The organism is Azospirillum largimobile (assembly GCF_977007025.2).
Genome location: NZ_CDRMUA020000001.1, coordinates 1692863 through 1715449, shown reverse-complemented (window position 1 = coordinate 1715449; position 22587 = coordinate 1692863). Strand labels below are relative to the sequence as shown.

At 68.8% G+C, this 22587-nt stretch carries 23 protein-coding genes and 1 other RNA gene; 11 read left to right on the top strand and 13 right to left on the bottom strand.

Going from position 1 to position 22587, the window contains the following annotated elements; genetic code table 11:
- Positions 1–10: 10 nt before the first annotated feature.
- Together ACWPKK_RS07980 and ACWPKK_RS07975 are read right to left on the bottom strand one after the other, a co-directional pair.
- On the bottom strand, positions 11–778 hold the full coding sequence (locus tag ACWPKK_RS07980; RefSeq protein WP_452002583.1) for a class II glutamine amidotransferase: 768 nt from the start codon (positions 776–778) through the stop codon (positions 11–13).
- Positions 779–927: 149 nt separating this feature from the next.
- The gene (locus ACWPKK_RS07975) at positions 928–1983 is read right to left on the bottom strand and encodes a DUF2125 domain-containing protein (protein ID WP_452002581.1); all 1056 of its coding nucleotides are present in this window, start codon (positions 1981–1983) and stop codon (positions 928–930) included.
- Between the two features lie 102 nt (positions 1984–2085).
- Here ACWPKK_RS07975 and ACWPKK_RS07970 point away from each other — a divergent pair, with 102 nt between their 5' ends.
- From ACWPKK_RS07970 to ACWPKK_RS07960, 3 genes are all read left to right on the top strand, one after another.
- The gene (locus ACWPKK_RS07970) at positions 2086–2691 is read left to right on the top strand and encodes a gamma-glutamylcyclotransferase (RefSeq protein ID WP_452002579.1); all 606 of its coding nucleotides are present in this window, start codon (positions 2086–2088) and stop codon (positions 2689–2691) included.
- A 181-nt stretch (positions 2692–2872) separates the two neighbouring features.
- Positions 2873–4552, top strand: a complete 1680-nt coding sequence (locus ACWPKK_RS07965; RefSeq protein WP_452002576.1) for a methyl-accepting chemotaxis protein — start codon at positions 2873–2875, stop codon at positions 4550–4552.
- A 44-nt stretch (positions 4553–4596) separates the two neighbouring features.
- On the top strand, positions 4597–6558 hold the full coding sequence (locus ACWPKK_RS07960; protein ID WP_452002573.1) for a M1 family metallopeptidase: 1962 nt from the start codon (positions 4597–4599) through the stop codon (positions 6556–6558).
- 140 nt (positions 6559–6698) lie between these two features.
- Here ACWPKK_RS07960 and ACWPKK_RS07955 read toward each other — a convergent pair whose 3' ends face one another.
- The 7 genes from ACWPKK_RS07955 to rpsU all read right to left on the bottom strand — a co-directional run bounded on the left by ACWPKK_RS07955 (position 6699) and on the right by rpsU (position 14691).
- On the bottom strand, positions 6699–7892 hold the full coding sequence (locus ACWPKK_RS07955; RefSeq protein WP_452002570.1) for a CobW family GTP-binding protein: 1194 nt from the start codon (positions 7890–7892) through the stop codon (positions 6699–6701).
- A complete protein-coding gene (locus tag ACWPKK_RS07950; protein ID WP_452002567.1) occupies positions 7862–8332 on the bottom strand; it encodes a Fur family transcriptional regulator in 471 nt (156 codons plus the stop codon). Before ACWPKK_RS07950 ends, ACWPKK_RS07955 begins: the two co-directional genes overlap by 31 nt.
- 295 nt (positions 8333–8627) lie before the next feature.
- Positions 8628–10112, bottom strand: a complete 1485-nt coding sequence (locus ACWPKK_RS07945) for a cryptochrome/photolyase family protein (RefSeq protein ID WP_452002564.1) — start codon at positions 10110–10112, stop codon at positions 8628–8630.
- Positions 10113–10179: 67 nt separating this feature from the next.
- Positions 10180–10887: a ligase-associated DNA damage response endonuclease PdeM gene (gene pdeM / locus ACWPKK_RS07940; protein ID WP_452002562.1), complete on the bottom strand. Its 708-nt coding sequence runs from the start codon at positions 10885–10887 to the stop codon at positions 10180–10182.
- Complete coding sequence (locus ACWPKK_RS07935) at positions 10887–13388, bottom strand: ligase-associated DNA damage response DEXH box helicase (RefSeq protein ID WP_452002561.1); 2502 nt, start codon at positions 13386–13388, stop codon at positions 10887–10889. Before ACWPKK_RS07935 ends, pdeM begins: the two co-directional genes overlap by 1 nt.
- A gap of 60 nt (positions 13389–13448) precedes the next feature.
- Entirely contained in the window at positions 13449–14282 is an 834-nt protein-coding gene (gene panB, locus ACWPKK_RS07930; RefSeq protein WP_452002559.1) for a 3-methyl-2-oxobutanoate hydroxymethyltransferase, read from the bottom strand.
- A gap of 205 nt (positions 14283–14487) precedes the next feature.
- The gene (rpsU, locus tag ACWPKK_RS07925) at positions 14488–14691 is read right to left on the bottom strand and encodes a 30S ribosomal protein S21 (protein ID WP_012974546.1); all 204 of its coding nucleotides are present in this window, start codon (positions 14689–14691) and stop codon (positions 14488–14490) included.
- 204 nt (positions 14692–14895) lie between these two features.
- Between rpsU and def the strand changes: the two genes are divergently transcribed.
- Positions 14896–15447, top strand: a complete 552-nt coding sequence (def, locus tag ACWPKK_RS07920) for a peptide deformylase (RefSeq protein WP_452002556.1) — start codon at positions 14896–14898, stop codon at positions 15445–15447.
- 24 nt (positions 15448–15471) lie between these two features.
- Positions 15472–16167: a COQ9 family protein gene (locus ACWPKK_RS07915; protein WP_452002553.1), complete on the top strand. Its 696-nt coding sequence runs from the start codon at positions 15472–15474 to the stop codon at positions 16165–16167.
- Between the two features lie 38 nt (positions 16168–16205).
- Here ACWPKK_RS07915 and ACWPKK_RS07910 read toward each other — a convergent pair whose 3' ends face one another.
- The 3 genes from ACWPKK_RS07910 to ssrA form a co-directional block, all read right to left on the bottom strand.
- Entirely contained in the window at positions 16206–16586 is a 381-nt protein-coding gene (locus tag ACWPKK_RS07910) for a TfoX/Sxy family protein (protein WP_452002551.1), read from the bottom strand.
- A 13-nt stretch (positions 16587–16599) separates the two neighbouring features.
- Positions 16600–17097 carry an SspB family protein gene (locus tag ACWPKK_RS07905; RefSeq protein ID WP_452002548.1) on the bottom strand — a complete coding sequence of 166 codons (498 nt, stop codon included), beginning with the start codon at positions 17095–17097 and terminating at the stop codon, positions 16600–16602.
- Positions 17098–17175: 78 nt separating this feature from the next.
- Positions 17176–17536: a transfer-messenger RNA gene (gene ssrA, locus ACWPKK_RS07900) on the bottom strand.
- Between the two features lie 114 nt (positions 17537–17650).
- Here ssrA and thyX point away from each other — a divergent pair.
- A complete protein-coding gene (gene thyX, locus ACWPKK_RS07895) occupies positions 17651–18592 on the top strand; it encodes an FAD-dependent thymidylate synthase (RefSeq protein WP_452002545.1) in 942 nt (313 codons plus the stop codon).
- 10 nt (positions 18593–18602) lie between these two features.
- On the top strand, positions 18603–19043 hold the full coding sequence (locus ACWPKK_RS07890; RefSeq protein WP_452002542.1) for a hypothetical protein: 441 nt from the start codon (positions 18603–18605) through the stop codon (positions 19041–19043).
- 19 nt (positions 19044–19062) lie between these two features.
- Here the strand turns inward: ACWPKK_RS07890 and ruvX are convergent, their stop codons facing one another.
- Complete coding sequence (ruvX, locus tag ACWPKK_RS07885) at positions 19063–19608, bottom strand: Holliday junction resolvase RuvX (protein WP_452004741.1); 546 nt, start codon at positions 19606–19608, stop codon at positions 19063–19065.
- A gap of 73 nt (positions 19609–19681) precedes the next feature.
- On the opposite strand from ruvX, the gene ACWPKK_RS07880 reads away from it, so the two are divergent.
- From ACWPKK_RS07880 to gatA, 4 genes are all read left to right on the top strand, one after another.
- Positions 19682–20224, top strand: coding sequence for a GNAT family N-acetyltransferase (locus ACWPKK_RS07880; RefSeq protein WP_452002539.1), 543 nt, complete (start codon positions 19682–19684; stop codon positions 20222–20224).
- An 83-nt stretch (positions 20225–20307) separates the two neighbouring features.
- Positions 20308–20625 (top strand): hypothetical protein, encoded by a 318-nt coding sequence (locus ACWPKK_RS07875; protein WP_452002536.1) that lies wholly within the window; start codon positions 20308–20310, stop codon positions 20623–20625.
- An 87-nt stretch (positions 20626–20712) separates the two neighbouring features.
- Positions 20713–21000, top strand: coding sequence for an Asp-tRNA(Asn)/Glu-tRNA(Gln) amidotransferase subunit GatC (gene gatC / locus ACWPKK_RS07870; protein WP_014248134.1), 288 nt, complete (start codon positions 20713–20715; stop codon positions 20998–21000).
- Positions 21000–22481 (top strand): Asp-tRNA(Asn)/Glu-tRNA(Gln) amidotransferase subunit GatA, encoded by a 1482-nt coding sequence (gene gatA / locus ACWPKK_RS07865; RefSeq protein ID WP_452002534.1) that lies wholly within the window; start codon positions 21000–21002, stop codon positions 22479–22481. The genes gatC and gatA overlap by 1 nt, the downstream gene beginning before the upstream one ends.
- The last annotated feature ends 106 nt before the right edge of the window (positions 22482–22587 follow it).

Here is a 22587-nt window from a genome sequence, read left to right as displayed (position 1 = left end):
ACCACCCCCCTCAATGAAAGGTGAACATCTCCGGCGGCGCGCCGATGCGCGCGACCAGCCCGCCGCCGGGCGGCACCGGGCGCCACTGGTCGCGCTGGGAATCGACCGGCTCCGACACGACGATCAGGCCGTTGTCGCCGCGCCGCCAGTAGAGGCTGGGCGGCTTGTCGTCCGACGCCCAGCGCACGGCCCACACACGGTCGCCGTCGGTCCATGTCGCGGTGAAACGCAGGGGAGACATGATGCCCAGCGCCCGCATCTCGTCGCGGATGGCGTGCAGGACGCGCTGGAAGGCGCCGACCGAATCCCGCTCCAACCCCTGGCCGAGCGCGGCGAGGAAGATCGCCTCGCTGTCGGTGGTGCCGGTGCGGGCACCGTACAGCTCGTCCGGGATCATCGCCTCCACCTTGCGGCGCAGGCGGGGCCAGTCGCCGACCTGCCCATTGTGCATGAACAGGAAACGCCCGGCCTTGAAAGGATGGCAGTTGGCCCGGCTGACCGCGGTGCCGGTGGCCGCACGGACATGGGCGAAGAACAGGTGGGAGCGGACATGGCTGCAGATCGACTGCAGGTTCTCGTCCGACCAGGCCGGGCGGATCTCGCAATAGCGGCCGGGCTCGGTCCGCTCGCTGTACCAGCCGACGCCGAAACCGTCACCGTTGGTCTCGGTCTTCGCCTCCGCGGCGTGCATCGACTGTTCGATCAGGGAATGGCAGGGCGTGCAGACCAGCGTTTCCAGGAACACAGGTTCGCCGCAATAGGCAAGGAACCGACACATCGACCGACGCACCATGGCAGCCGCGACAGGAGCTGCGTCAATTTGACCCGATGCGGGGTGTGAAACAAGGGGGCGGAGTCACGGAACCGTCACGCCGCCCGCCGGGTGTTGCATTTCCGCCGGTTCGGCGCGGGCGTGCCCCGCTTTTGTCACCACACGACCCTGGGCAGGGCCGCGACGCGCAACGGGCCGACGAACAGGGCGCGGTCCTGCACGGTGACGGGAGCGGTGACCACCGGCTCGCCGTTCGGGCCGGTCGGGCGGGCCAGCATGGTCAGGACGGTGCGGGCGATGGCAGCCTCGTTCGGGCGCATCATCGGCTTCACCGCGTCGAGGATGGCGGGGGCGCCGCGGATCTCGGCGGTCAGCACCGCCTGCGGCTGCAACTGCGCGTCCAGCGCCAGCGTGCCCGACAGCACCGCCCCTAGCGGTCCCCAGTCCAGCGCCAGCCGATCGACCTCCACCGTGCCGCCGTCGCGGCTCCAGGCCGACAGGCTGGCTGGTTCGGGGCGGGGCGGGGTGCCCATGACGCGCAGGGTCAACTCCGTCCGCTTCACCTCGCGGCCCAGCGTCGGCACCATGCCGTCGGGCAGGGTGAGGCCGTCGGCGGACAGGGTCAACGTCAGGCCGGCGACGGTGCGTTCTGCCGGCGGCTGGTCCGGCTGGGCGGCGCCGACGTCCAATGCCGCGACCGGCACTGTCTGTCTGGCGACTTGCGCGGTCAGGCCGGTGAAGCGCAGGGCCAGACGCTCCAGCGTGCCCGACATCCGCATGGTCAGGTCGCCGCTGCCGCCCTGCGGGGCCAGGATGTCGATCGGCGGTTGGCCGGGCTGCACCACCGACAGGCGCTGTTCGCCGGAGAAGGTCAGGGCGATCCGGGTGGGGTTCCAGGGAGCCGCCTCCGCCATCAGGCGCGCGCCCTGCCATTCGGCGCCGCGGGTGGCCAGATGCGGCCTGTCCAACTCCGCCCGCAGGGCGAAGGGGAAACCGGCGACGGTCAGGCCGCCATGCTCCACCACCGCCCCGTTGTCGCGCTGCGCGGCGACCCAATCCTCCAGGCCGCCGCGCACGGCACGGGCCGCCTGCCACCACCACAGGGTATAGACGACGGCCGGCAGCAGCAGGACCATCAGCACGAGGATCGTGCCAATCCTGCGCCCGGTCAGCAGGCGGCGCGGCGCGGAAGTGGTGGGGGTGGGTCGCATCGGTGGCATGTCCGTTCCATCTCCGTACCCTTATAGCGACCCCGGAAGGCGCATGCTAGGTTTGGGCATCGCCGATTCGCTTCCGGACACCCTTCATTCTCCATGGCTCCCGATCAGCAGCTTCCGCGTCCCGCCTGGTCCGCCGACATCGCGGTCGAACCCGGCAGCGACCTCTGGGTGTTCGGCTATGGCTCCCTGATGTGGAATCCCGGCTTTCCCTTTGCCGAGCGGCATGCGGCGACGCTGCCGGGCTATCACCGCAGCTTCTGCGTCGCCTCCCATCGCTACCGGGGCACGCCGGAGCGGCCGGGACTGGTGCTGGGGCTCGACCGTGGCGGATCGTGCCGCGGCATCGTCTTCCGGGTGGCGGCGGCGGACGTGCCCGTTGCCCTCGACTATCTGTGGGAGCGGGAGATGGACAACCGCGTCTATCTGCCGAAGATGCTGCATGTGAGGCTGCGCGACGGCCGGTCGGCCGAAGGGTTGGAGACGGTGCGCGCCTGCTGCTTCGTCGTCGACCGCAGCCATCCCCAATATTGCAGGGGCATGGACGAGGCTGCGGTCGTTTGTCGCATCGCGGACTGCTGCGGCCAGCGCGGACCGAACATCGATTACCTCGCGAACACAGTCCGGCATCTGGACGAACTGGGGATTCGCGATGAAAGGTTGTCAAGGTTGTATGATTTGGTGCGGCTTTATCCGGGTTGACCTATGCCTGGACGATGGCGCTCGGAGTCTTTGTGGCAAATGTGATCATTTTCACCAATCTTGATGTCACCTTGTAACGCGGCTTTGAACTTTGTCCGCGGATTATGTCTGAATTGTACGGTTTTGACTCTGACCGACCGGATCCATAGACTTCGAATTGTCTATCCGGGAGGTCGTTTGAATGCAAAACATCAGCATAAGAAAAAAATTCCTCACCATATCCGCAGTCATGCTCTGCGCAATCATTGGTATCGCAACGATCCTTCTGTCGTCTCTTCGCGATACCCAAGAGGAATCAAGCCGGGAAAGGGTTCAGTCCATCGTCGAGGTGGCGATCGGTACGATCAAAGACTTCGAGACGCGCGCGGCCAAGGGGGAGATGCCCTTGGACGCCGCCCGCCTGGCGGCACGGAACGCGATCCGCGCGATGCGGTATGATGGAGACGAATATCTGTTCGTCACAGACTTGGAATCGCGGATCGAAGTCCACGGCGGGAAGCCGCAGATCGAAGGCCAGAACCTCGGGGGTGCCAAGGACCCCAACGGCGTTCCCTTCGCACAGCTTCTCGTGGAGGCGGCGCGCAAGGGTGGCGGCTATGTCTCCTATTCCTGGCCCAAGGCCGGCCAGACGGTGCCCAGCCCAAAGATCGCCTATGCGCAGATGACGCCGGGCTGGAAGTGGGTGGTCGGCACCGGCGTCTATATCGACGACATCGAGGCCGACTTCCGCCGCCACGCGATCGAGGCCGCTCTGTTCGGCGGCGTGCTGGGCGTCGGTGCGCTGCTGCTGTCGCTGTGGATCGCCCGGTCGATCACGCTGCCGCTCTCGCGGCTGACCGCGGCGATGCGCCGGCTCGCCAACGACGATCTGGATGTGGAGGTCACCGACGGCGGCCGGCGCGACGAGATCGGGCAGATCGCGGTGACGGTCGGCATCTTCAAGGAGCGCGGGCTGGAGAACCGCCGGCTGCGCGCCGAGCAGGAGGAGATGCGCGTGAAGACGGAGGCGGAACGGGTCGCCCTGCTGTCCAGGCTGGCCGACGGTTTCGAACGGTCGATCGGCGAGGTGGTGCGGCAGGTGACGGCGTCGGCCGGGACCATGCGCCAGACCGCCCAGGCGCTGACGTCCAGCACCGCCACCGCGGCGACCCGCAGCACAGCCGCCGCCCAGGCCGCGGAAGAGGCGGCGGTCAGCGTCAACACCGTCGCCGGTGCGACCGAGGAACTGTCCAGTTCGATCGGCGAGATCGGCCGTCAGGTCAGCGCCTCCAACGATGTGGCGAACCAAGCGGTGTCGGAGGCGACCAAGACCAACGAGGTGATGAACGGCCTCGTCCGTGCCGCCAACGAGGTGGGAGAGGTGGTGAACCTCATCAACTCCATCGCCGGGCAGACCAACCTGCTGGCGCTGAACGCCACCATCGAGGCCGCGCGTGCCGGCGAGCATGGCAAGGGCTTCGCCGTCGTGGCGAGCGAGGTGAAGGGGCTGGCCAACCAGACCGCCCGCGCCACCGAGGACATCCAGCGGAAGATCGCGGAAATCCAGCAGGCCACCAACGTGGCAGTGGTGGCGATCCGCGACATCGGCCATGTGATCGGCGAGATGACCAGCATCTCCAGCGCCATCGCCGCGGCGGTGGAACAGCAGGGGGCGGCGACGCGCGACATCTCCGCCAACGTCCATCAGGCGGCCCAGGGTGCGCAGGCGGTTTCCGTCAACGTCGCCGGCGCCAGCGAGGCGACCACCGATGCCGGCGCCAAGGCCAACGAGATGCTGGGCGAATCCGGCCGCCTGACCGGCGTCGCCGACCGTCTGCGCGGAGAGGTCGACGGCTTCCTGGCAAGCATCCGCGCCGCGTAAGGCAGCGCTGGCGCAGCGGTCGTCCACGGCCCATCTTGAGGGGCATGACGACCCTGCGCATCCGGGCCCCAGTCCTTGGGACCCTGGCGGGCGCGGCGCTGGCCCTGGGCGTGGTCGCCCCGGCCGGCGCCGCACCGCTTCACCACGACATCGACCTGACGCTCGACCCCGCCGCCGGCCGGCTGGAGGTGGTGGACCGGCTGAGCCTGCCGGCAGGGGCGCAGTCGCTGCAGCTCGACCCCGCCCTGACCCTGCATGAGGTGCGGGTTGGCGATCGCGCAGTTCCGGCCGACCGGCGCGGCGACCGGCTGCGGCTGGTCGTGCCGGAGGGAGAAGGGCCGGTGACCATCCGCTATGGTGGGCGCTTGCCGGGCTTCACCGCCGGAACCGGGGTGGCGCTGGACGGGGAGGGCGCCTTCCTGCCCGGGCAGGGTGGCTGGCTGCCGGACCCGGCCGCCGATGGCGACGAGCCGCCCAGCTGGCGGCTGTCGGTGCGGGTGCCGGCGCCCTATGTCGCCGTCGCCACCGGACGGCTGGTGGAGGAGGGGCGCGACGCCGCCGGCTATCGCGCCGTGTTCGAGGAAACCCGCAGCGTCGAGGAGCCGTCCGTCTTCGCGGGTCCCTGGACGGTGGAGGAGCGGATGGCTGGGGCGCTGCGCCTGCGGCTCTACCGCCATCCGGAGCAGACCGGGCTTGCCGACGGCTATCTCGCCCTGTCGGAGCAGGCGATCGCCGCCGGCGCCGCCCGCATCGGCGCCTATCCCTTCGACGGATTCAGCATCGTTTCCGTTCCGCCGCCGGTGGGATTGGGCTTTCCGGGGCTGACCGCCATCGGCCGGTCCGTCCTGCCGCTGCCCTTCATCCGCAGCCAGTCGCTGACCCACGAGATCATGCACAACTGGTGGGGCAACGGCGTGCGCGTCGGCGCCGGCGGCAATTGGGCGGAGGGGCTGACCACCTATATGGCCGACTACGCCGCCGCGCGCGACCGCGGCGCCGACGCGGCCCGGGCGATGCGGCTGGACTGGCTGCGCGACTACGCCGCCCTGCCGGCCGAACGCGACCGTCCGCTGACGGAGTTCCTTTCGAAGACGCATGACGCGTCACAGATCGTCGGTTACGGCAAGGCGGCGATGCTGTTCCACATGCTGGAGGCGGAGATCGGCCGCGATGCCTTCGACGCCGGCATACGGCGCTTCTGGAGCGACCATGTCTTCCGCGATGCCGGCTGGTCCGACCTGCGCCGCGCCTTCGAGGCGGCATCCGGCCGCGACCTCGGCGGGCCGTTCGCCCAATGGCTGGAGCGTCGCGGCGCGCCGCTGCTGGTTCTGGCGGATGCCCGTGCCGATGGGGACGGCGTGCTGCTGACCCTGCGGCAGGAGGCCGACAAGCCCTATGCCCTGGCCGTGCCGGTGCGGCTGGAGACGGCGGCGGGGGTGGAGGACCGCAAGGTGCGCTTCGATGCGAAGGAGGCGACGCTGCGCATTCCGGCCGGCGCGGCGGTGCGGGCGGTGTCCATCGATCCCGACTTCGACCTGTTCCGCCGGCTGGCTCCGGGCGAGGCGCCGCCGATCCTGCGCGACGTCACCCTGCGACCTGGTGCCGAGCGGGTGATCGCCGCCGACGGCGACGCGGCGGAGGCGGCGCGGGCACTGGCCGGCCGGCTGATGGACGGTGCGGGTCGGCAGGGCGGGAGTGGGGACGCGCCGGTGTTGCTGGTCGGGACCGACGCGGCGGTCGCGCGGGAACTGGAGCGGCGCGGGTTGCCCCCGGTGCCGGCTGAACTGGCCGGGCGGGGCAGCGCGCGGGTGTGGGTGTCGCGCGCGGCGGACGGGCGGACTGCGCTGGTGGTGTCGGGCGCCGATGCCGCGGCGTTGCAGGCGCTGGTCCGGCCGCTGCCGCATTACGGACGGCAGAGCTGGCTGGTGTTCGACGGAGCGAAGGCGACCGACCGCGGGGTGTGGTCGGTCGGCGACAGTCCGTTGCGGCGGGTGGTGGGGCGGTGAGGCGTCGGCTGACGATGCCCCCTCCCTAACCCTCCCCCTCTTCGAGGGAGAGGGGACTGCCGCCGAAATCCTGCAAAGCTCCCGCCCCCTCTCCCGCGAAGCGGGGGAGGGATGGGGAGGGGGCTCCCAGTGGCCGCCCCTTACTCCGCCTCTTTCCCCTCGCCCCAGACCAGCCCGTTGAACAGCGGCTCGATCACCGACTGGCCGACGTCGCGGGTGATGAAGACCAGCTTAGTGCGGTGGTCGTCGCTGGGCCAGTCCTCCAGGCGGACGGGCGGGTGGAACATGTGCTGAACGCCGTGGACCACCACCGGCAGCTCGCTTTCCTGAACGTTCAGCAGCCCCTTCACACGCAGCAGATTCTCGCCGGCCTGGGCGATCAGCGCCTCCATGAAGTCGACGAAGCCATTCCACGGGATCGGCCGGTCGATCACCATGCAGAAGGCGCGGATATGGTCGTCATGGCGGTTGGCGTCATGGTGATGGTGATCATGGCCGCAGTCGGGACCGCAATGGTCGCCATGATCGTGGCCGCCATGGTCGTGCCCATGGTGGTCATGGTCATGCCCATGATCGTGGTCATGGTGCTCATGCCCGTGCCCCTTGGCCTGTTCGTCGCGATAGGCCTCCTCGCGCAGCCAGCGGGCGACGTCGGGGCTCTTGGTTTCCGGGTTGTAGAGCCCGGCGTCGAACAGCCGCTTCGGGTCGATCTCGCCATGGGCGGCGGGAAGGACCGGGGCGGCCGGGTTGATGGCGGCGAGGCGTTGCATCAGGGCGGCGGTCGCCGCCGGGGTAGCGACGTCGGTCTTGGTCAGGACGATGCGGTCGGCGACGGCGGCCTGCTTCACGCTTTCCGGCTGGCGGTCGAGCTGGAGCGATCCATGCGCCGCGTCCACCGTGGCGATCACCCCGTCCAGGCGGAAGCGGGCGGCCAGCAGCGGATCCGACATCAGGGTGTGGATGATGGGTGCGGGATCGGCCAGCCCGGTCGTCTCCACCACCACCCGGTCGAAATCGGGGATCTCGCCCTTCACCCGCTTCAGGAAAAGGTCGCGCAGCGTGTCGACCAGATCGCCGCGGATGGTGCAGCACAGGCAGCCGCTGTCCATCAGCACCATGTTCTCCGACGCCTTGGCGACCAGCAGATGGTCGAGCCCGACCTCGCCGAACTCGTTGATGACGATGGCGGTGCGCGCCATGGCCGGGTTGCGCAGCAGCGCCTGCAGCAGCGTGGTCTTGCCGCTGCCGAGGAAGCCGGTCAGCACCGAGACGGGAAGGCGGGCGGGACTTGCGGCGGGAGCGCTCAACGGGGATTCTCCTGACAGGATTTGCACAGGCCGCGCACCTCGACGGTGGGGCGCTGGACGCGGAAGCCGCGCTCGGCCGCCGCGGCGTCGATGGCGGCACCGACGCCCGGATCGTCGATCTCGGCGGCGTCGCCACAGGCCTCGCACACCAGGAACTGCCCGGAATGGACGGCCCCCGGTGCTGCGCAGCCGACATAGGCGTTCAGCGATTCGATGCGGTGGACCAACCCCTGCTCGACCAGGAATTCCAGCGCGCGATAGACGGTCAGCGGCGCCGCCGCCTTGCCGTCCTGCTGGCTGAGGTCTTCGAGGATAGCGTAGGCACCGCGCGGCCGGTGGCTGGACCACACCAGCTCCAGCACGCGGCGGCGCAGCGCGGTCAGTCGCGCGCCCCGTTCGGCGCACAGCGCGTCGGCACGGGTCAGCGCATCGGCGATGCAGTGGGTATGGTCGTGAAGGGCGGACATGGGTGTTACTTTATAACACTCTCGCCCGCGACGCAACGCGGCATGGAAAAGGCGGCCCCGGGGGTTGGGGCCGCCTTGCCGAGTGGCGGTTGTTCTTTTTGGGGCCGGGCTCTTTGCAAGCCTGGACATGCATCGGCCGCGGCGGAGCGGCCGGCGTCCTTATCGCTTCTGACCCGGAAGGCTGGGCGGGACAGGGCGGCCGCACCGGGCCGCTGGAGGGAGAATAGCAACCGGGCGTGACCGTTTGCGGGCAGGCCGGTGACGCTTCGGTGAAGATGGCAACGAAATATAGCCGTCAGGACACCGGCTCGACCCGTCCCTTGCGCGCGTTGTAGAGGGCCAGCGCACGGTCGCGGGCGGCGCCATGGTCAAGGATCGGCCGCGGGTAGTCGTCGCCCAGCCGGACGCCGGCCTGCCGCAGCACCTCGGTCGGGGCGGCCCAGGGCTGGTGAATCCAGCGCGGCGGCAGCCGGTCCAGTTCGGGCACGTAGCGGCGGACGTAATCGCCTTGCGGATCGAACTTCTCGCCCTGCAGCACCGGGTTGAAGACGCGGAAGAAGGGGGCGGCATCGGCGCCGCATCCCGCCACCCATTGCCAGTTGCCGGCATTCTGGGCGAGGTCGGCATCGACAAGCGTGTCCCAGAACCAGCGCTCCCCCTCCTGCCAGGGCAGCAGCAGGTCCTTGATCAGGAAGGACGCCACGATCATCCGCACCCGGTTGTGCATCCAGCCGGTTTCCCACAGCTGGCGCATGCCGGCATCGACGATGGGGTAGCCGGTGCGCCCGCGCTGCCACGCCCGCAGGCCCGCCGCATCCTCGCGCCAGGGGAAATCGGCGAATCGGGGATCGAGCGGGCTGTCGGGCAGCTCCGGCGCATGATGCAGCAGATGGTACTGGAACTCGCGCCAGCCGACCTCGCGCAGGAAGGCGTCGATGCCGGCCGCCAGTTCCGGCCGGGCGTCGGCGGCGTGGCGGGCGGCATGCCAGACCTGCCGCGGCCCGATCTCCCCGAAGGCCAGATAGGGGGAGAGGGCGGAGGTGCCGTCGCGGTCGGGCCGGTCGCGGTCCGTCGCATAGACGCCGACCGGCCCGTCGAGGAAATCGGCCAGATGGGACAGCGCCGCCGCCTCGCCGGGAATCCAGCGCTTGCGCAATCCGGGCGCCCAATCGGGTTTCGTCGGCAGCAGGCCCCATGCGTCGAGCGAATCTCCGGCCGGCGCCTTGTCCGGCGCCTTCAGGGCGGCGGGCGCCCGGGTGGGCAGCGGCGGGTTCAGCGTTGCGGACAGGTGGCGCCAGAAAGGGGTGAAGACCTTGAATGGACCGCCGCTCTTGTTGCGGACGGTCCAGGGTTCGGCCAGCAGGCCGGCGTTGAAGCTGCGCGCATCGACGCCGCGCGCCTTCAGCTGCTCCTTGATCGCCGCATCGCGGGCGGTCTGGGCGGGGGTGTAGCGGCGGTTCCACAGCACGCATTCCGCCCCGGTCTCCTTGGTCAGTGCGTCGAGCACCGCCCCCGGCTCGCCCCGGCGCAGAACCAGCGGCGAGCCGTGGCGGGCGCAGCAGGTGGCGAGCCGTTCCAGACTGCCGTGCAGCCACCAGCGCTGCGCCCCGCCGAGCGACCATGGATCGCAGGGGAGATCGCCGGTGTCCTCCTCCAGGATATAGAGCGGGATCACCGGCGCGCCGCGTTCGGCGGAGGCCTGGGCGGCGGCGGTCAGCGCCGGATTGTCGGCAAGCCGCAGGTCGTTGCGGAACCAGACGATGATGGGAGAGGCGGACATGCACGGCGCTCGGTTGGTCGTCTCCGGACCAACCGATATAGGCCGCGCTCACGCTTCGGCCAGAGCGTCAGCGCATGCGGTCCGGCGACAAACGGGCGCAGGGGAAGCGATAGACCCGGCCGCGCACCGTCATCAGCACCTCGAACCGCCGCGCCAGCAGCCCGTCGAAGGCGGCGTCCAGCACGTTCAGCCCGCCGGTGAAGCTGCCGAAGGCCGGCAGGATCAGCTTGGCGCCGTCATGGGCGAAGCAACGCTCGCGCACCCGCCGCCCGGCCAGCGCCAGCGCGGCGGCCGGGTGCAGGTGGCCCGACAGTTCGCCGACGGCGCCCGGCTGCGCCTCGTGGCGGAAGATGAGGGGGCCGATGGACAGCTCCGCCACCACCCGGCCGCCGAGCCCCTGCGGCGGTTCGGGATCGTGGTTGCCGGTGATCCACACCCAGTCGGCGACGGCGGCGGTCAGGCCGCGCAGACGCTCCACATCGGCCTGGTCCATACGCTCCGCCGCGCGGCGGTCGTGGAAACTGTCGCCCAGGCACAGCACGCGCGCCGGCCGCGTCAGAGCAATCAACTCCGCCAGCCGGTCGAGCGTTGCCCGCGTGTCGTAGGGCGGCAGCATCCGGCCGCGGGCAGCGAAGGCGGAGCCTTTCTCCAGATGCAGGTCGGCGACGGCGAGCATGCCCTCCGCCGGCCACAGCAGCGCGCCCGACGCGTCAGCCAGCAGATCGGCGCCGCACAGCGTCAGCGCCGCGTGGCCGGTGCTCTCAGTGAGGCTCATCACAGGATCAACCGGCCCTGCTCCGGTTTGGCACGTTTGGCAGCGGTCGGCTTGGGCGGGGCGAGTTCCGGCATCGCCTCGGCCAGCAGTTCGGCCTCGGCGGCGGCGAGCAGTTCGTCGGTGGCGCTGCCGTCCACCCGCTCGCGGCCGATCTCCAGGATCACCGGCACCGCCAGCGGGGAGATGCGGTCGAGATCCTTGTGGGTGATCCGCCCGCGCACCCGCGCCAGGAAGTCGGACAGGCGGCGGATGTCGGTCAGCCCGCCGGCCGCATCAGCCCGCGTCGCCCGCAGCAGCACATGGCCGGGATCGTGCTTGCGCAGCACGTCATAGATCAGGTCGGAGGAGAAGGTGACCTGCCGCCCGGTCTTCTCTTGCCCCGGATGGCGGCGGTCGATCACCCCGGCGATCAGCGCCACGTTGCGGAAGGTCCGCCGAAGCATCGACGACTCATCCATCCAGGCTTCCAGATCGTCGCCCAGCATGTCCTGGTCGAACAGCGCGTCCATGTCCGTGGGCGAACGCAAGGACCACACCGCCAAGACATAGTCGGTGGCGACGAAGCCCAGCGGCCCCAATCCGAACCGCTCCATCCGCCGGGTCAGCAGCATGCCCAACGTCTGGTGCGCATTCCGCCCCTCGAAGGCATAGGCGACGAGGAATTGCTTGCCGGCCTTGGGGAAGGTTTCCACCAGCAGCCCGTCGCGGTTGGGCAGGACGGAGCGGTAGCGCTGCAGCCGCAGCCATTCCTGCACATCCTCCGGCAGCCCGTCCCACTGGCGAGGATCGGCCAGCATGGCGCGCACCCGCTCGGCCAGATGGGTGGTCAGCGGCAGCCGGCCGCCGGCATAGGCGGGGACCTTCGGATCGCCGGTGCCGCCCTTGGCGACCTGCGCCTCCATCTCGCGCACGCCGAGGAACTTCAGAAGCTGGCCGGCGAACAGGAAGGTGTCGCCGGGGGTCAGGCCCTGGATGAAATACTCCTCCACCTCGCCCAGCACCGGACCGCGGTTCAGGCGGACGCGCAGCAGCGCCTCCTGCGTGATGGTGCCGACATTCATCCGGTACTGGCGCGCCACCGCCGGGCCGGCCACAGCCATCCGGCCGTCTTCGCGCAGCGTCAACCGCTGGAACCGCTCATAGGCGCCGAGCGCGTAGCCGCCGGTGGCGACGAAATCCAGCACGTCGTCGAATTCGTCACGGGTCATCGCGGCGTAGGGGGCGGCGGAGACCACCTCCTCATACAGCTCGTCGGCCAGGAAGGGGGCGGCGCAGGCCATGCCGAGCAGATGCTGCGCCAGCACGTCCAGCCCGCCCGGCCGAGGCGCCTCGCCGTCCAGGGTGTGATCGTGCACCGCTTCCAGCGCGGCGCGGCATTCCAGCACTTCGAAACGGTTGGCGGGAACCAGAAGGGCACGGCTGGGCTCGTCCAGCCGGTGGTTGGCGCGGCCGATGCGCTGGACCAGCCGACTCGATCCCTTGGGCGCGCCGATCTGCACCACGAGGTCCACCGCCGCCCAGTCGATGCCGAGGTCGAGCGAGGAGGTGGCGACCACCGCCCGCAACTCCCCGCGCGCCATGGCGCCTTCGACCTTGCGGCGCTGTTCCACCGCCAGCGAGCCGTGGTGGAGCGCGATGGGGAGGTTGTCGTCGTTGACCCGCCACAGCGCCTGGAACACCAGCTCGGCCTGGGCGCGGGTGTTGACGAACAGCAGGGTGGTGCGCTGGCGGCGGACGCGTTCGTAGATTTCCTTCATGGCGTGCATCGCCATGTGGCCCGCCCAGGGCACCCGCTCCTGCGAGGTCAGGATCTCCACCTCCGCCTGCGCGCCGGAGCGGCCGAGGACGAGGCGGACGTCGTCGGAGTCGCTTCCGTCATGCCGGCCGCAGCGCGACAACCAGGCCAACAGCCGTTCCGGCTCCGCCACCGTGGCCGACAGCCCGACCCGCCGGGCGGCGGGGGCGAGGCGGGACAGCCGCGCCAGCCCCAGCGCCAGCAGGTCGCCGCGCTTGGTGCCGGCCAGCGCATGCAACTCGTCGATGATGACGCAGCGGAGGTTGCGGAACAGCCGGTCGGCGTCGGTGTAGGACAGCAGCAGGGCCAGGCTTTCCGGCGTCGTCATCAGCATGTGCGGCGGATGGGTGCGCTGGCGCTTGCGCTTGGCCTCCGGGGTGTCGCCGGTGCGGGTTTCCGCCCGGATCGGCAGCCGCATTTCGGCGATGGGCTGTTCCAGGTTGCGCTGGATGTCGACGGCCAGCGCCTTCAGCGGCGAGATGTAGAGGGTGTGCAGGCCGTCGCGCGGCCGTTCCGCCAACTCGATCAGCGAGGGCAGGAAGCCGGCGAGCGTCTTGCCGCCGCCGGTCGGCGCGATCAGCAGCGCGCTCTCGCCCCGCTCGGCAGCCTCCACCATGGCGACCTGATGCGGGTGCGGCGCCCAGCCGCGCGACCGGAACCACGCGGCGACGTTGGGCGGGATCAGGGCTGGGGAGGGTGCATCCATGGCGGCCGGACTGTAACGGATCGCCTGGAACGGAGGAAGAACGAAGTGCGTGAGAGGGATTTAAACCGTCGCCGCCTTCTTGACCCCGAAGCAATGCTCCGGACCTGGGAAGGCGCGAGTCCGCACCTCGGCGGCATAGGTCGCGGCGGCTTCGCTCACCGATTCGCCGAGATTGGCGTAACGCTTGACGAATTTCGGCTGGAAGGCGCCGAACAGGCCCAGCATGTCGTCGGTGACCAGAACCTGACCGTCGCAGGCCGGCGAACCGCCGATGCCGATGGTTGGGATCGCCACCTCTTCGGTGATGCGGCGGGCGAGTTGCTCCATCGTGCCTTCGATCACCAGGGTGAAGGCGCCGGCCTCGGCGATGGCGCGGGCATCGGCGGCGATCCGCTCCGCTGCTTCGGCATCGCGACCGACCGCCTTGTAGCCGCCCAACGTGTTCACCGATTGCGGCGTCAGCCCGACATGGCCCATCACCGGGATGCCGCGGGCGGTCAGGAAGGCCACCGTCTCCGCCATCTCGATCCCGCCTTCAAGCTTGACCGCCTGGGCGCCGGTCTCCGCCATCACGCGGGCCGAGGCGCGGAAGGCCGCCTCCTTGCTTTCCTGGTAGCTGCTGAAGGGCAGGTCGACCACGACGCAGGCGCGCTCGGACGCGCGGACCACGGCGGCGCCATGGGCGATCATCATGTCCAGCGTCACCGGCAGCGTGCTGTCCAGCCCATAGACCACCATACCCAGCGAGTCGCCGACCAGCAGGAGATCGACATGCGGATCGAGCAGCCGGGCCACCGGAGCGGTGTAGGCGGTCAGGCAGACGATGGGCTCGCCTCCCTTGCGGGCACGCAGCGCCGGGACCGACTGGCGGGCGGTGAGGTTGGACGCACTCATGATCGGGCCTCTCCGATACTGGCTGCGGCGCAATGGCTCGCTGAGCATTCAATACGCTTGCCCGGCGCACAATCGGGCCACGCAGAATGGCGCAGATACACCAAAACCGCCCACGCGAAGATCGCGGGACGGTCGGGTGCAAGACACAAGGGGTCTTGGGCGCGCATCACACGCGCCCATCGCAGTCGCTAAAAGCGACCGACGATTAGTAGCCCTCGCGTTCCATCCGCTTGCGGAGCAGCTTGCGGGTGCGACGCACCGCTTCAGCCTTCTCACGCGCACGCTTCTCCGAGGGCTTCTCGTAGTTACGGCGGAGCTTCATTTCACGGAAAATGCCCTCGCGCTGCATCTTCTTCTTGAGCGCGCGGAGGGCCTGATCGACGTTGTTATCTCGGACCAGAACTTGCACGTTAACCGTCACCCTTCCAAGTGAAGCATGTTGCGCAAAGGCAACAAATAGGCATGCGCGGCGGGCGCACCCCTTGTGTGGGCGCAGTGTGTAGCACGCCCCATCGCCTTTGTGAAGGGGTGTCTTCGGTCCGCAAGCATGGGCCGGGCAGGAACCCACAGGAAACGGTTGCTCCAGCCCCATCCACACTCCAGATATAGCGGCATGCCAGTGCTTCCAATAGCCCGGATGGGCAATCCCGTGCTCCGCAAGATCGCGGAGCCCATCGCCGACCCCACCGATCCCGCCGTCGCCCGGCTGGCGGCCGACATGATCGCCACCATGCTGGATGCTCCCGGAGTCGGATTGGCTGCGCCGCAGATCTCGGAGTCGCGCCGGATCATCGTCTTCCGCGTTCCCGCCGACCGCGGCGAAGGGGAGGAGGTGGCGAACACCGTCCTGGTCAATCCGGTGATCGAGCCGTTGTCCGATGACAAGGTCCTGGGCTGGGAGGGCTGCCTGTCGATCCCGGGCCTGCGCGGTCTGGTGCCGCGCTATGGGCGCATCCGCTATCGCGGTTACGGCCTGGACGGCGCCCGGATCGAACGCGAGGCAACCGGTTTCCATGCCCGTGTGGTCCAGCACGAGGTCGACCACCTGGATGGCGTGCTCTATCTTGATCGCATGGATGATCTTCGGCTCCTCGTCTGCACCGAGGAGATGCATCATATCAACGCCGCGCTTGCCGCGGCCACGGACGCGCCGTCCCGGACCTGAGGGCGGGCGCAGGGAGAGTTGGCCATGAGCATCGACAAGCTTCGCGACGATATCCTGGTGGCGAGCCTGCCCAATGTGGTGTTCGACGGCTGGAGCCTGCAGGCCCTGCGCGACGGAACCCAGATGGCCGGCCACGAGCCCTCCGCGCTGTTGCGGGCCTTCCCCGGCGGCGTGACCGACGCGGTCGAGCATTTCGCCGATTGGACCGACCGCCAGATGCTCGACCGGCTGGAGGCCCAGCCGCTGGCCGAGATGAAGGTGCGCGAGCGCATCTCTCTCGCCGTCCGCACCTATTTCGAGGTTCTGGAGCCCTACCGCGAGGCCAAGCGCCGGCAGCTCTCCTACCTGGCGATGCCGCAGAATGTGGCGCTCGGCCTGCGGCTGCTCTACCGCACGGTGGACGCCATGTGGTTCGCCGCCGGCGACACCTCCACCGACTACAACCACTATACCAAGCGGGCGCTGCTGTCCGCGGTGGTCAGTTCCTCCACCTTCTACTGGCTGGACGACAAGTCGGAGGGCCATGTGGAGACCCGCGCCTTCATCGACCGCCGGCTGGCCGACGTGATGGCGGTGGGCAAGGCGACCTCGTCGGTCGGCAAGCTCGGCTCGATGCTGAACTTCCTCCCCAACCCCCTGCGCTTCGCCCGCCAGATGCGCCAGCGCACCACCAGTGCCCAGGCCAGCAACGCGACCGTCCACATGGCGGAGAATATCTGAGGATGCGTGAATATCCCTCTCCCGCCACGGGAGAGGGTTTATTCCGCGGTGGCTTTCTTCTTCCGCCCCGCCTTCGCCGCCTTCTTCGCGGCAGCCCGCAAAGCCGCCTCGAACCCGGACCGTGCCCAGGGCAGCAGTTCGTCGCGGTCGTCCAGGGCCGAGTCGGGCGGCGGGTAGTAGGACAGGGTGGTCGGCTTGTCCGGCATCGGCCGGAAGGGCTCCAGGCCCAACTCCGCAAACGCGGAGCGGTTCACGTCGTCCGCCTTGAAATACAGCGTCTCGTCCGCGACCAGCGCAAAGGTAAGCCCGTCGATCGACAGGCCATAGCCGCCGAACATGCGGCGCGCCCGCACGTCACCCAGCGACGCCATCATCTCGCAGAGCGTGACGACATATTCGCTGGGCGGCTGGGCGGGCATTTGTGGAAGACGGTTACTTCTTGCGGAAAGCGTCCAGCGCCACGACCTCACCACGCTTGGGCTCTTCGACCGGAGCGGCTTCCTCCACCTTTTCCTCGGCGCGCTCGGCAGCGGGGCGGGGCGGGATGGAGGAGACCTCTGCCGATTCGGCGGCGGCCAGCGGCTGGAACTGCAGCGCGAAATTCACCGACGGGTCGGCGAAGGTGGTGATGGCGGCAAAGGGGATCACCAGCCGCTCATGCACGTTGTTGAAGCTCAGCGTCACTTCGAAATGATCGTCCGTGACGTCCAGACCGTAGTACTGGAACTGCAGGACGATGGTCATCTCGTTGGGATACTGGGATGCCAGATAGTCCGGAATATCGACGCCGGGAAAACCGGTGCGGAAGGTCAGGTAGAAATGGTGATTGCCCGGCAAGCCGCGCTCGGCAACCTCGGTCAGCGCGTCGCGGACAACGCCGCGCAACGCGGTCTCGACCATGCGGTCATAGCGGAGCTGCTCTTTCGGCATGCTTGGGCGGATCCCTGATAACGCATCGGTCTGGCGTCCCGCCGGCGGAAAGGCCGGTTGCGGACGCTGGGAAGAAGAGGTGTGGGCCTTCTGTTGCTAGGCGGCCCACGGCCCCACCCTTAGGCGCTAACCCTCGGGGATTAGGTTTAGGCTACCAGCCGCCGTTAGGCAGCGAGGCGAGCCTGAGCAACGTTGTCGTTGGCAACTATTGCAACGGCCCGATAACGGCGGAACCATGCCGAGCGAAAACCATGCCTTTACCACGCGTGTCGATCCTATTTCGCCCCCAACGACCCCGGTCAACGAGTCCGGTGTATGGTTGGTGGAGGCGCCGGGTACCGCCCCCGGGTCCACAACGCTTATTCCACAAGGCGTTTATCGCCATAGTCGGCGAACCGACGACGCGAATATAGGCACTCCCGTCCGGCAAGGGAAGGGGGTGTGTGCATGATCGCCGAATGCGTTGCGTTGACGCGGGCCGAACCGTTCGTTCACCGTTCCCGATAGCCACGCGGTCTGATAAGACAGCCGGCACCGTAACCCCGGAGTCACCATGCCGATCACGCCCGAGCAGCGCGACGAAATCGATCGCCTGCGCGCCGTCACCGCCACCACCCGCCGCGCCACCGTCCCGGCCCTGGAGGAAATCCTCTATCAGCCGCTGGAGGTGCTGGACCACGGCTTCGTCCGCGTCATCGATTATATGGGCGACGATGCGGCGGTCGTGCAGGCGGCGCGCGTGTCCTATGGCAAGGGCACCAAGAAGGTCAGCGAGGATTCCGGCCTCATCAAGTATCTGATGCGCCATCGCCACTCGACCCCGTTCGAGATGTGCGAGATCAAGTTCCATGTGAAGCTGCCGATCTTCGTCGCCCGCCAGTGGATTCGCCACCGCACCGCGAACGTGAACGAATATTCGGCCCGCTATTCCATCCTCGACCGCGAGTTCTACGTGCCGGCGCCGGAACAGCTGGGCGCCCAGGCCGTGGTGAACCGCCAGGGCCGCGGCGACGTGCTGGAGGGCGAGGAGGCGGCCGACGTCATGCGGCTGCTGCGCGAGGATTCCGAGCGCGCCTACAGCCACTATGAAGAGATGCTGAACCACCGCGAGGACGGCACCGTCATCGACCCGTCCCGCCAGGGGCTGGCGCGCGAACTGGCGCGGATGAACCTGTCGCTGAACTACTACACGCAGTGGTACTGGAAGGTCGATCTCCACAACCTCCTGCACTTCCTGTCGCTGCGCGCCGATGCCCACGCCCAGTACGAGATCCGCGTCTATGCCGACGCCATGCTGGACGTGGTAAAGCGCTGGGTCCCGGCGGTCTTCGAGTCGTTCACGGAATACCGCATGGGCGGCGCCCACCTGTCGCGCACCGGGCTGGACGTGGTGAAGCGCCTGTTGGCCGGCGAGCCGGTGACGCAGGAAGCCAGTGGCATGTCCAAGCGCGAATGGCGCGAGCTGATGGACCAGCTCGGCCGCAGCGACTCGTAAGAACGGACGTATGACGATGACGCCGGATCAGGCCGAAAGCATCTACCGCCAAGGCCTGATCGCTGCGCAGGCCGGCCGCTGGGCCGAGGCGCAGGAACTGATCGCCCAGGCCATCACAGCCCGCCCCGGCGTCGCCGTCTGGTGGGCCACCTACGGGCTGGTGCTGGAAAGCCAAGGCGATTTGCCGGCTGCGGTGCAGGCGTTCGCCGGGGCGCTGAACCTCGACGGCGATCTCGCCATGGCAATGGATGGCCTGCTGGCGGCGGCGGAAAAGCTGGCCGTCGCCGGCCATGTCGCTCTGGCGGAGGGGTGCTACTGCCGGGCGCTGGCGCTCACCCCTGCTACGCCAGCCGCTCTGGTCAAAGCCGGCGCCCTGCTGTGGTCACAAGGAGTTGACCCGGCGGGGCTGCTTCGCCGCGCCGCGCTGCTTCGGCCGGCTGTCTCTGATTGAACTGTCGCCGAAACCCGTTTCAGCCCCGGTCGTCGTAATCGTCGTTCCGGTCGTCCTCTTCTTCCGCTTCCGCGGCGAGGCGGCGCTGGTTGGCCAGCATGTCGAGCGCGCCTTGCAGGATGTAGGCGGCGGCCATCTTATCCACCACCTCGTCGCGGCGCTTGCGGGTCATGTCGGCCTCGCCGATCATGAAGCGCTCCACCGCCGAGGTCGACAGCCGCTCGTCCCAGAAGGCGATCTCGGCCTCCCAGCCCAGCAGGTCGGGGCGCTCCAGCAGATTCTTGGCGAAGGCGCGCACCGATTCGGCCCGCGGCCCCTCCGTCCCGTCCATGTTCAGCGGCAGCCCGACCACCAGACCGCCGATGCCGTAGTCGCGGATGGTCTTGCCAAGCTCACGCGCGTCCTGGGTGAATTTGGTTCGCTTCAGCGTTCCGATCGGGGATGCGACGATCAGTCCCGGATCGGCAACCGCCAGCCCGACGGTCTTGGTGCCGACGTCAAGGCCAAGCAAACGTTGGTTTTTGCCCAGGCGGGCAGCGAGTTCGGAGAGGGTGTGGATCATCACCCGACCATAGGGCCGCAGCCTTGTCACCGCAAGATCGCTTGAGTTGTTGTTCAAGATACTTATTCTTCTAATCATGAGCTGCGCATCGACCCCGCCCATCCTGTCGCACCGGCCGCTTGCCGACGGCGACATCCCGACCATCTGTGGATTCCCCCGCAGCGCGGAAGAACTGTATTTCCTGTTCCCGCGCGCGGCCTGGCCGCTGACCCCGGAGCAGGTCCGGGCCACGCTCGGCACCCGCCGCGACCCGACCGTCGTGACCCTGTCCGAAAACGGGCGGGAACGGGTCGTCGGCTATGCCAACTACGCCACTTTCGAGGACGGCCGGACCGCCAGCATCGGCAATGTCAGCGTCGACCCGACCCTGCGCCGCCGCGGCATCGCCGAATATCTGGTGCGGACGATGATCGGCCGCGCCTTCGACCACCACCACCTGCCCGAGCTGACCCTCTACTGCTTCAACACCAACACGCCGGCCCTGCTGCTCTATGCCAAGCTCGGCCTGACGCCGATCGCGCTGGAGACGCGGGTGACGCCCTGGGGCGACCCGATCGCGCTGTTCAAGCTGCGCATGGACCATGCCAGCTGGCAGTCGGCATCGCGCATCGCCGCCTGAGCGTCCACTTGCTTGATCATTCGGCCGCTGGCGCGCCGGCCCGTGCGGCGTATAGTCGGTCATCCCATCGACGGAGCGGACGGATGAGCAGGACAGGGGCGGGTGCGAACCGGCGTGCGGTGCTGGCCGGGCTGGCTGCCGGCGGTGCCGGCCTTTTCGCGGCCGGTGGGGCGAGGGCGATCACGGCCCAGCCGCGGTCCGACTATGGCGCCATGCTGGATGTTGCCTGCGGCGCTAGCGCCGACCACAAGCGCCAGATCGTCGCGGTGGAACGCGCGCTTGGGCTGGCGTTGCCCGACGCCCGGGTGCTGCAGGTGCTCCGGCAGACCTCCTGCCGGTCCTGCGGATGCCCGCTGGCGCTGGCCGCCGGCCCCAACGCGGGCAATCCGGACGCCTTCTGAGGGGTCGCGGGCCGCAAACGTTGCGGTGCGCGTGCGCGGGTGATAGCTTCGCGGCCGATTTCCAATGTTTTGGAAGAGAGTAGAGGCATGTCGCTCGACAAGGCCACGGTGGCCAAGATCGCGCATCTGGCCCGCATCAAGGTGCCGGACGAGGAACTGGAATCCCTGGCTGGGGAACTGAGCCAGATTCTGACCTTCGTGGAACAGCTCAACGAGGTCGACACGAAGGACGTGCCGCCGATGACCAGCGTGGCCGCGCAAAAGCTGCGCCGCCGCAAGGACGAGGTCACCGACGGCGGTTACGCCGCGCAGGTCCTGTCGAACGGTCCGGAAACGGCCGAAGGCTTCTACGTCGTGCCCAAGGTGGTCGAGTGATGACGGCGCTCACGCATCTGACGATGGCGGAGGCCCTCGACGGCCTCGCCAAGAAGGAGTTCACCGCGGTCGAACTGACCGAGGCGCATGTGCGCGCGGTCGAGGCCGTGCGGCCCTTCAACATCTTCATCACCGAGACCCCCGACGCCGCCCTGTCGATGGCCAAGGCCAGCGACGAGCGCCGCGCGAAGGGCTCGGCCGGGCCGATGGACGGCCTGCCCATCGCGGTGAAGGATCTGTTCTGCACCAAGGGCGTTTCGACCACCGCCGGCAGCCACATCCTGGACGGCTTCAAGCCGGAGTATGAATCCACGGTCACTTCCCAGCTGTGGCGCGACGGCGCCGTCATGCTGGGCAAGGTGAACCTGGACGAGTTCGCCATGGGTTCCGCCACCATCACCGCCCATCAGGGCGAGACGGTCAGCCCGTGGAGCCCCGGCGCGCCCGGCGCCTGGGAGAAGAAGATCGTCGCCGGCGGTTCGTCGGGCGGTTCCGCCGCGGTGATCGCCGCGCGCGCCGCGCTGGGCGCCACCGGCACCGACACCGGCGGCTCCATCCGCCAGCCGGCCGGCTACACCGGCACCGTCGGCATCAAGCCGACCTACGGCCGCTGCTCGCGCTGGGGCATCGTCGCCTATGCCTCCTCGCTGGATCAGGCCGGGCCGATGACCCGCACGGTCGAGGATGCGGCGATCATGCTGCGCTCCATGTGCGGTTTCGACCCGAAGGACTCCACCTCCGTCGACATGCCGGTGCCGGATTTCCGCGCCGCGGTGACCGGCGACATCCGCGGCCTGCGCGTCGGCATCCCGAAGGAATACCGGGTGGAAGGCCTGTCGCCGGAAATCGCCGCGCTGTGGGACCAGGGCATCGCCTGGCTGAAGGAGGCCGGTGCCGAGCCGGTCGAGGTCAGCCTGCCGCACACCAAATACGCGCTGGCCGCCTACTACATCATCGCGCCGGCCGAGGCATCGTCAAACCTCGCGCGCTATGACGGCGTCCGCTACGGCCTGCGGGTCGAGGGCGGCAACCTCAAGGAAATGTACGAGAACACCCGCGGCGCCGGCTTCGGCAAGGAAGTGCAGCGCCGCATCCTGATCGGCACCTATGTGCTGTCGGCCGGCTATTACGACGCCTACTACAACAAGGCCCGTCAGGTGCGCACACGCATCAAGTGGGACTTCGACGAGGCGTTCAAGAGCTGCGACGTGATCCTGACGCCGACCGCCCCCAGCACGCCCTTCGCCATCGGCGAGAAGATGGACGATCCGGTGCAGATGTACCTGAACGACGTCTTCACCGTTCCGATCAACCTCGCCGGTCTCCCGGCCATGTCGGTCCCCGCCGGTCTCGGCGCCGACGGCCTGCCGCTCGGCCTCCAGCTGATCGGCCGCCCCTTCGACGAGGAGACGCTGCTGCGCGTCGGCCATGTCGTCGAGAAGGCCGCCAACTTCACCGCGGTTCCGCCCTTCGTGGCGTGACGCGGGTGCGTTGAATCCGAAAGGGCCGGCTCGCAGGAGCCGGCCCTTTTCGTTTGTGATTGAGCTTTGGCAGGAACAAATGAGTTCGCAATGGGACGATGATCCC

Bases quoted from the DNA above. Each gene is read 5' to 3' on its own strand.
- gatC (WP_014248134.1), top strand. From the start codon at position 20,713: ATGTCGCTCGACAAGGCCACGGTGGCCAAGATCGCGCATCTGGCCCGC.
- ACWPKK_RS07980 (WP_452002583.1), bottom strand. From the start codon at position 778: ATGTGTCGGTTCCTTGCCTATTGCGGCGAACCTGTGTTCCTGGAAACG.
- panB (WP_452002559.1), bottom strand. From the start codon at position 14,282: ATGAGTGCGTCCAACCTCACCGCCCGCCAGTCGGTCCCGGCGCTGCGT.
- def (WP_452002556.1), top strand. From the start codon at position 14,896: ATGCCAGTGCTTCCAATAGCCCGGATGGGCAATCCCGTGCTCCGCAAG.
- ACWPKK_RS07965 (WP_452002576.1), top strand. From the start codon at position 2,873: ATGCAAAACATCAGCATAAGAAAAAAATTCCTCACCATATCCGCAGTC.
- ACWPKK_RS07950 (WP_452002567.1), bottom strand. From the start codon at position 8,332: ATGTCCGCCCTTCACGACCATACCCACTGCATCGCCGATGCGCTGACC.
- ACWPKK_RS07910 (WP_452002551.1), bottom strand. From the start codon at position 16,586: ATGCCCGCCCAGCCGCCCAGCGAATATGTCGTCACGCTCTGCGAGATG.
- ACWPKK_RS07935 (WP_452002561.1), bottom strand. From the start codon at position 13,388: ATGGATGCACCCTCCCCAGCCCTGATCCCGCCCAACGTCGCCGCGTGG.
- pdeM (WP_452002562.1), bottom strand. From the start codon at position 10,887: ATGAGCCTCACTGAGAGCACCGGCCACGCGGCGCTGACGCTGTGCGGC.
- ACWPKK_RS07905 (WP_452002548.1), bottom strand. From the start codon at position 17,097: ATGCCGAAAGAGCAGCTCCGCTATGACCGCATGGTCGAGACCGCGTTG.
- ACWPKK_RS07880 (WP_452002539.1), top strand. From the start codon at position 19,682: ATGAGCTGCGCATCGACCCCGCCCATCCTGTCGCACCGGCCGCTTGCC.
- ACWPKK_RS07945 (WP_452002564.1), bottom strand. From the start codon at position 10,112: ATGTCCGCCTCTCCCATCATCGTCTGGTTCCGCAACGACCTGCGGCTT.
- ACWPKK_RS07970 (WP_452002579.1), top strand. From the start codon at position 2,086: ATGGCTCCCGATCAGCAGCTTCCGCGTCCCGCCTGGTCCGCCGACATC.
- ACWPKK_RS07890 (WP_452002542.1), top strand. From the start codon at position 18,603: ATGACGATGACGCCGGATCAGGCCGAAAGCATCTACCGCCAAGGCCTG.
- thyX (WP_452002545.1), top strand. From the start codon at position 17,651: ATGCCGATCACGCCCGAGCAGCGCGACGAAATCGATCGCCTGCGCGCC.
- ACWPKK_RS07975 (WP_452002581.1), bottom strand. From the start codon at position 1,983: ATGCGACCCACCCCCACCACTTCCGCGCCGCGCCGCCTGCTGACCGGG.
- gatA (WP_452002534.1), top strand. From the start codon at position 21,000: ATGACGGCGCTCACGCATCTGACGATGGCGGAGGCCCTCGACGGCCTC.
- ACWPKK_RS07875 (WP_452002536.1), top strand. From the start codon at position 20,308: ATGAGCAGGACAGGGGCGGGTGCGAACCGGCGTGCGGTGCTGGCCGGG.
- ACWPKK_RS07960 (WP_452002573.1), top strand. From the start codon at position 4,597: ATGACGACCCTGCGCATCCGGGCCCCAGTCCTTGGGACCCTGGCGGGC.
- ACWPKK_RS07915 (WP_452002553.1), top strand. From the start codon at position 15,472: ATGAGCATCGACAAGCTTCGCGACGATATCCTGGTGGCGAGCCTGCCC.